The organism is Bradyrhizobium sp. PRIMUS42 (assembly GCF_023006515.1).
Lineage (GTDB): Bacteria > Pseudomonadota > Alphaproteobacteria > Rhizobiales > Xanthobacteraceae > Bradyrhizobium.
In genome coordinates, this window is the sequence record NZ_JALBGZ010000489.1 from 1 (window position 1) to 4,914 (window position 4,914).

The following is a 4,914-nucleotide window of genomic DNA, read 5'->3' on the forward strand; positions in this document are numbered from 1 at the left end:
ACGCCCTCAATGTCGGCACGACGCTGGGCGTGACCGCGGGGCAGGGCAGCATCAACCTGCAGACCGCGCAGAGCGGCGGCACGCAGACCATTCGCGCCCGCGACAACGTCACTTTCAACGCGCTGACCACGACGGGCGTCAACGGTGATGCCGGCAGCATCAACGTCACCGCCGACAACGGCTTCATCCTGGCGCAGACGGTGACATCAGGCGGCGTGACCACGCTGGGCTCGGTCTCGGCCCATGGCTCGGCGACGCTGCTGGCGGCCACGACCATCACCGGCAACACGCTCGCCGCCACCACAGGCTCCGGCCTGCTGACCGCCAACGGCGGCCCGATCAACTGGAACGCCCTCAATGTCGGCACGACGCTGGGCGTGACCGCGGGGCAGGGCAGCATCAACCTGCAGACCGCGCAGAGCGGCGGCACGCAGACCATTCGCGCCCGCGACAACGTCATCTTCAACGCGCTGACCACGACGGGCGTCAACGGCGATGCCGGCAGCATCAACGTCACCGCCGACAACGGCTTCATCCTGGCGCAGACGGTGACGTCAGGCGGCGTGCCGACACTCGGCTCGGTCTCGGCCCACGGCTCCGCAAAGTTGCTCGCCGCAGGCACCAACACCGGTCATAACCTCACGGCCTCGACCGGCAACGCAGTCCTGAGCGGCACGGTCGTTCATTGGGATAATCTCATCGCCGGCGGCACGCTCGACGTCACCGCGACGGCAGGCGGGATCACCGTCGGCACCGCCAGCAGCGGCGGTACGCAGACCCTGCATGCCGTGAACGACATCGTCTTCAGCCAGCTCACCACGACGGGGATCCCGGGCGATGCCGGCGGCCTCGACGTCAAGTCCGACGCCGGCTCGCTCCGCGGCGGATCGATCTCCGCCAACGGCGATACGCATTTCGAGGTGGCCGGATCAGTCTCGTTCGACCGGGTCAGCGGCAACGTCGTGAAGATGACTTCGTCGGGCGACCTGACGATCAACTGGGTCAGCGTCGTGCGGGAGCTCGATCTCGCGGCCGATACGATCAACGTCAAGGGCGAGCAGATCCGGTCGAACCCGGCAATCCCGCTGATCCTGAACATCACCGGCTACAATGGCGGCGTGGCGAAGTCCGCCAACATCTCGATCGATCCGGACAGCATCATCGTCAATCAGTTCAGGGTGGTGGACGCGACCTTCTGGACGGATGCGCCTGCCGTGACGATCCTGAACGGCTATGTGCCGGGTCAGCTCATGCTCACTACAGCCCACCAGCAGGTGCTGCTCAACAACCGCACGCCGGCGCCGTCCAGCTGGCCGTCGCTCCAGCTCTATCAGCCGGGCGGCGAGTTCACCATGAGCCAGGTCGGCAACGCCAATGTCAGCAACGCCTATGTGGTGTTCTATACCGGCGATGTCTCCGCGACCGTCACCAATTACGGGCCGAGCCACACCTGCTGCAACGCCTTCACCGGCGCTAGCATGATGCGCAACATCTCGGTCGACGGCGAGGGCAAGGAGAGTATCGAGTCCTGGCTCGCGAAGAAGGACGGGGGAACGTTCTACCTCCTCGGCCTCTCCGGCCAGGCACGGCTCGACGCGCTGCTGACGCCGCGGCCGGTCGAGGCCATCGGCTCCGGTCCCGCCGTCAACATCGAAGGCCTCAGCGACATGCGCAAGCTGCGCCAGAAGGGGCAGCGTGCGGGACGTACGGGCTGGAAGGACGCGGCGATCGAGACGGCGAAGCCGGCGATTGGCCGTCTCGCAGAGGCATGGTAATTGGATTCGGGATGCGGATTCGGGGGGCAGCATTGGCGGTCGGGCTGGCAGCGTCCTGCATCGCCTCCGCGCGCGCCCAGTCGATCAATCCCGGCGTGATCCAGAACGACGTCGACCGGCAGCGCCGCCAGCTCGAGCAGCAGAGCGCGCCGCCCAAGCTCACAGGGCCCGCGGTGATCGGCGGAGAGCGCGAAAAGGCTCAGCTCCTGAAGCCGGGCGGGCCGAAATTCCGCCTGCGCAAGGTCACGTTCGACGAGTCCAAGTTCATCACGCCGGCTGAGTTGGATGAGATCGCGAAGAAGTATGTCGGCAAGGACGTCGACATCGCCTCGCTGTTGCAGCTCGTCGCCGACATCAATGCCGTCTATGCCGCGCGCGGCATCGTCACGGGCATCGCGACGCTGCCCGAGCAGGACGCCAAGGGCGGAATCGTCCGGGTCAAGCTGACCGAAGGCCGGCTGCAGAAGACGACGGTCGAGGGCAACAAGCAGACCCGCACCGACTATATCCTCGATCGCGTGAAGGAGCCCGAAGGCGAGGTCCTCGACGTTCCCAAGCTCAACCGCGACGTGATCTGGTTCAACCGCACCAACGACGTGCAGATCAAGGCGCTGCTGCAGCCGGGCACGAGCTTCGGCCTCACCGACCTGCAATTCGCGGTGATCGAGCCGCCGGTCGACACCTTGCAGCTCTTCACCGACAACCAGGGCGCGGAGAACACCGGGCGTTGGGAGGGCGGGGCCTTCTACAAGCGCCACGGCCTGTTCGGCGTCGACGACCGCCTGACCTTCTACGGCGTCCGTTCCGACGGCAATCTCAACGGCAACGTCGCCTACAGCATCCCGGTCAATCCCTGGGGCGGGCGCGCCGGCGTCAGCTATACCGAAGGCAAGATCAAGATCATCCAGGGGCCGTTCGTCGCGCTCGACGTCACCGGTCGATCGAGCCAGGCCGCGGTCAATTTCAGCCAGCCGGTCTGGGTGACACAGGACTGGCTGGTGCTGCTCAACGCCGCCTTGACCGAGGGCAAGACGGTCAGCCGCTTCGCCACGGTCGCCGTCACCGACGATCACTACGACAAGACCACGGCGGGCGTCTCGGTGACCAAGTCCGGCAACACCTACTCGATCACGGTCTCGCCGGCGGTGAATTATATCGCGTGGCACGACTACGTGCTCGGCAATAACCGGGCGTTCAACACCTATACCGGCTCGCTGATCGCGACCAGCGCCGCGGGGCCCCAGAACTTCAGCGCCAATGTGCTGGCGAGCTGGCAGTACACGCAGGAGAAGCTGCTGCCGGGCGATCAGATCTTCTCGATCGGCGGTCCCACCACCGTGCGTGGTTATCCCTCCAACGCGGCGTCCGGCGACAGCGGCTATTATTTCAACGCCGAGCTGCACTACAACTGGTCGCAATGGCTCAGGGGTTTCGACACCTACATCTTCACCGACTGGGGTGCGGTGTACTCGACCTTCCCCGGCATCACCGAAATGGCGTCCGTCGGCGTCGGCTTCTCCTGGACTTACGCGTCATTCATGACGTTCGAGGCAAATTACGCGACGCCGCTGAAGATGGCGGTGTCGACCCAGAACCATTACGAGGCCTATGGCCGCGTCATCTTCCGGCCGCTGTTGATGTTCCAGAAGCCCGAGCCGCCTGCGCCTCTCGCCGCGGTGGCCGGCAGGAGCAAGTCGTAGCGGGCGGGCTGCTCCGATCTCACCGTCGTCGTTGCGAGGAGCTCTTGCGACGAAGCAATCCAGGGTCTTTCCGCGGATACATTCCGCTGCGCTCGCAACGACGGCGGATGGCCCTCTTGCTACCGCCGCAGCGTGAACTCCGCCCCCCCGCGCCGGTGCTCCCATTTCGCCTGCTCCAGCTCGGGCCGGTCGCATTCGATTTCCGGATAGCCGATACAGAGATAGGCGATGAACTTCCAGCTAAGAGGCACGTCGAGAATGGCGTGGATACGATCCGGATTGAGAATCGACACCCAGCCGATGCCGATGCTCTCAGCGCGCGCGGCGAGCCACATCGCGGTGATCGCGGCGACCACGGAATATTCCGTGGTCTCCGGCATGGTGGCGCGGCCGAGGCCGTGACCGATGTCGCTGGCCTTGTCGGCGAACACGGCGAGGTGGCCGGGAGCTTGCTCGAGGCCCGACAGTTTCAGCGTGGCGTAGCGCGCCGCGCGTTCGCCGGCATAAGAACCCAAAGCTTCGGCATTGCACGCCTTGAAGTCCTCGGCCACGGCGCGGCGGCATGCGGCATCGTCGACGATGACGAAGCGCCAGGGCTGGCTGAGGCCGACCGAGGGCGACAGGCAAGCGGTCTCGATCAGGCGGTCGATGGCGCCGTCCGGCAGCGCTTCGGCTCGGAAGCGGCGCACGTCGCGCCGCCACACGAACAGCTCGCGCAAATGCTGGCGGAAGGTGTCGTCGAACTCGACCATGAAGCTAGCGCCCCATCTGGAAGGCGGCCGCAACCAGCAGGATCAGGATCTCACCTAGCTGCTCGAACGCGCCGAGGATATCGCCGGTCTGTCCGCCGATCTGACGGATGGCGAGCCGCGCCAGCATCAGGATGACGTTTTCCGGTACCACGCGCGTCTCGAAGCCGGCATAGGGATCGGACGGCGAGGCTTCGGCGGCGTAGGCGGTTCTGATGTCGGAGGGGCCGGTCGCGCCGGAGATGTCGGCGGCGGCATTGGCGAGCGAGGCGTAGCGCACCCCGCCGTTGCCGCGCCAATTGGCGGCGTCGCGCACCCGCATCAGGATGTCGTCGAGCGCCACCACCGCCGAAATCTTGGCCTTCGGCAGCACCGGCGACAGGTCCTTGGTGACGAAGGAGACTTCCGCGTCGGGCTCGACGGCTTCCGGATTGTTCGGATCTTCCGCTGCCGTCTTCGGATCGGAGCCGACATCGGTGAGCAGGCGCTGGGCGTTGAACGGTGGAATCTTCGCCGACAGATCGCTCGTCGTCATCGACAGATTGCCGGCGATCCGCACGAACGGACGCACCCGCATCACGTCGCGGTTGCCGACGCGGGCAACCGTGGAGACGCGCACGATGTTGCGGGACGCGGTGGATTCGTTCGGCGGCGGCAGGCGGTCGCTCTTGTGCAAGGTGGCGGCGCGAT

At 66.0% G+C, this 4,914-nt stretch carries 4 protein-coding genes; 2 read left to right on the forward strand and 2 right to left on the reverse strand.

The window, feature by feature from the left end:
• Together MOV75_RS27360 and MOV75_RS27365 are read left to right on the forward strand one after the other, a co-directional pair.
• Window positions 1-1,775, forward strand: a 1,775-nt coding sequence (locus MOV75_RS27360; protein WP_369010469.1) for a beta strand repeat-containing protein, incomplete at its 5' end; no start/stop codon positions are given.
• A gap of 11 nt (window positions 1,776-1,786) precedes the next feature.
• Window positions 1,787-3,475, forward strand: coding sequence for a ShlB/FhaC/HecB family hemolysin secretion/activation protein (locus MOV75_RS27365; RefSeq protein ID WP_247006920.1), 1,689 nt, complete (start codon window positions 1,787-1,789; stop codon window positions 3,473-3,475).
• A 119-nt stretch (window positions 3,476-3,594) separates the two neighbouring features.
• On the opposite strand, the gene bluB is transcribed toward MOV75_RS27365, so the two are convergent.
• A complete protein-coding gene (gene bluB / locus MOV75_RS27370) occupies window positions 3,595-4,227 on the reverse strand; it encodes a 5,6-dimethylbenzimidazole synthase (RefSeq protein ID WP_246930968.1) in 633 nt (210 codons plus the stop codon).
• 4 nt (window positions 4,228-4,231) lie between these two features.
• Window positions 4,232-4,900, reverse strand: coding sequence for an adenosylcobinamide-GDP ribazoletransferase (locus MOV75_RS27375; protein ID WP_247006922.1), 669 nt, complete (start codon window positions 4,898-4,900; stop codon window positions 4,232-4,234).
• Between the last annotated feature and the right edge of the window lie 14 nt (window positions 4,901-4,914).

Excerpts from the sequence above, each read along its gene's own strand:
- MOV75_RS27365 (WP_247006920.1), top strand. The coding sequence starts at position 1,787 with ATGCGGATTCGGGGGGCAGCATTGGCGGTCGGGCTGGCAGCGTCCTGC.
- bluB (WP_246930968.1), bottom strand. The coding sequence starts at position 4,227 with ATGGTCGAGTTCGACGACACCTTCCGCCAGCATTTGCGCGAGCTGTTC.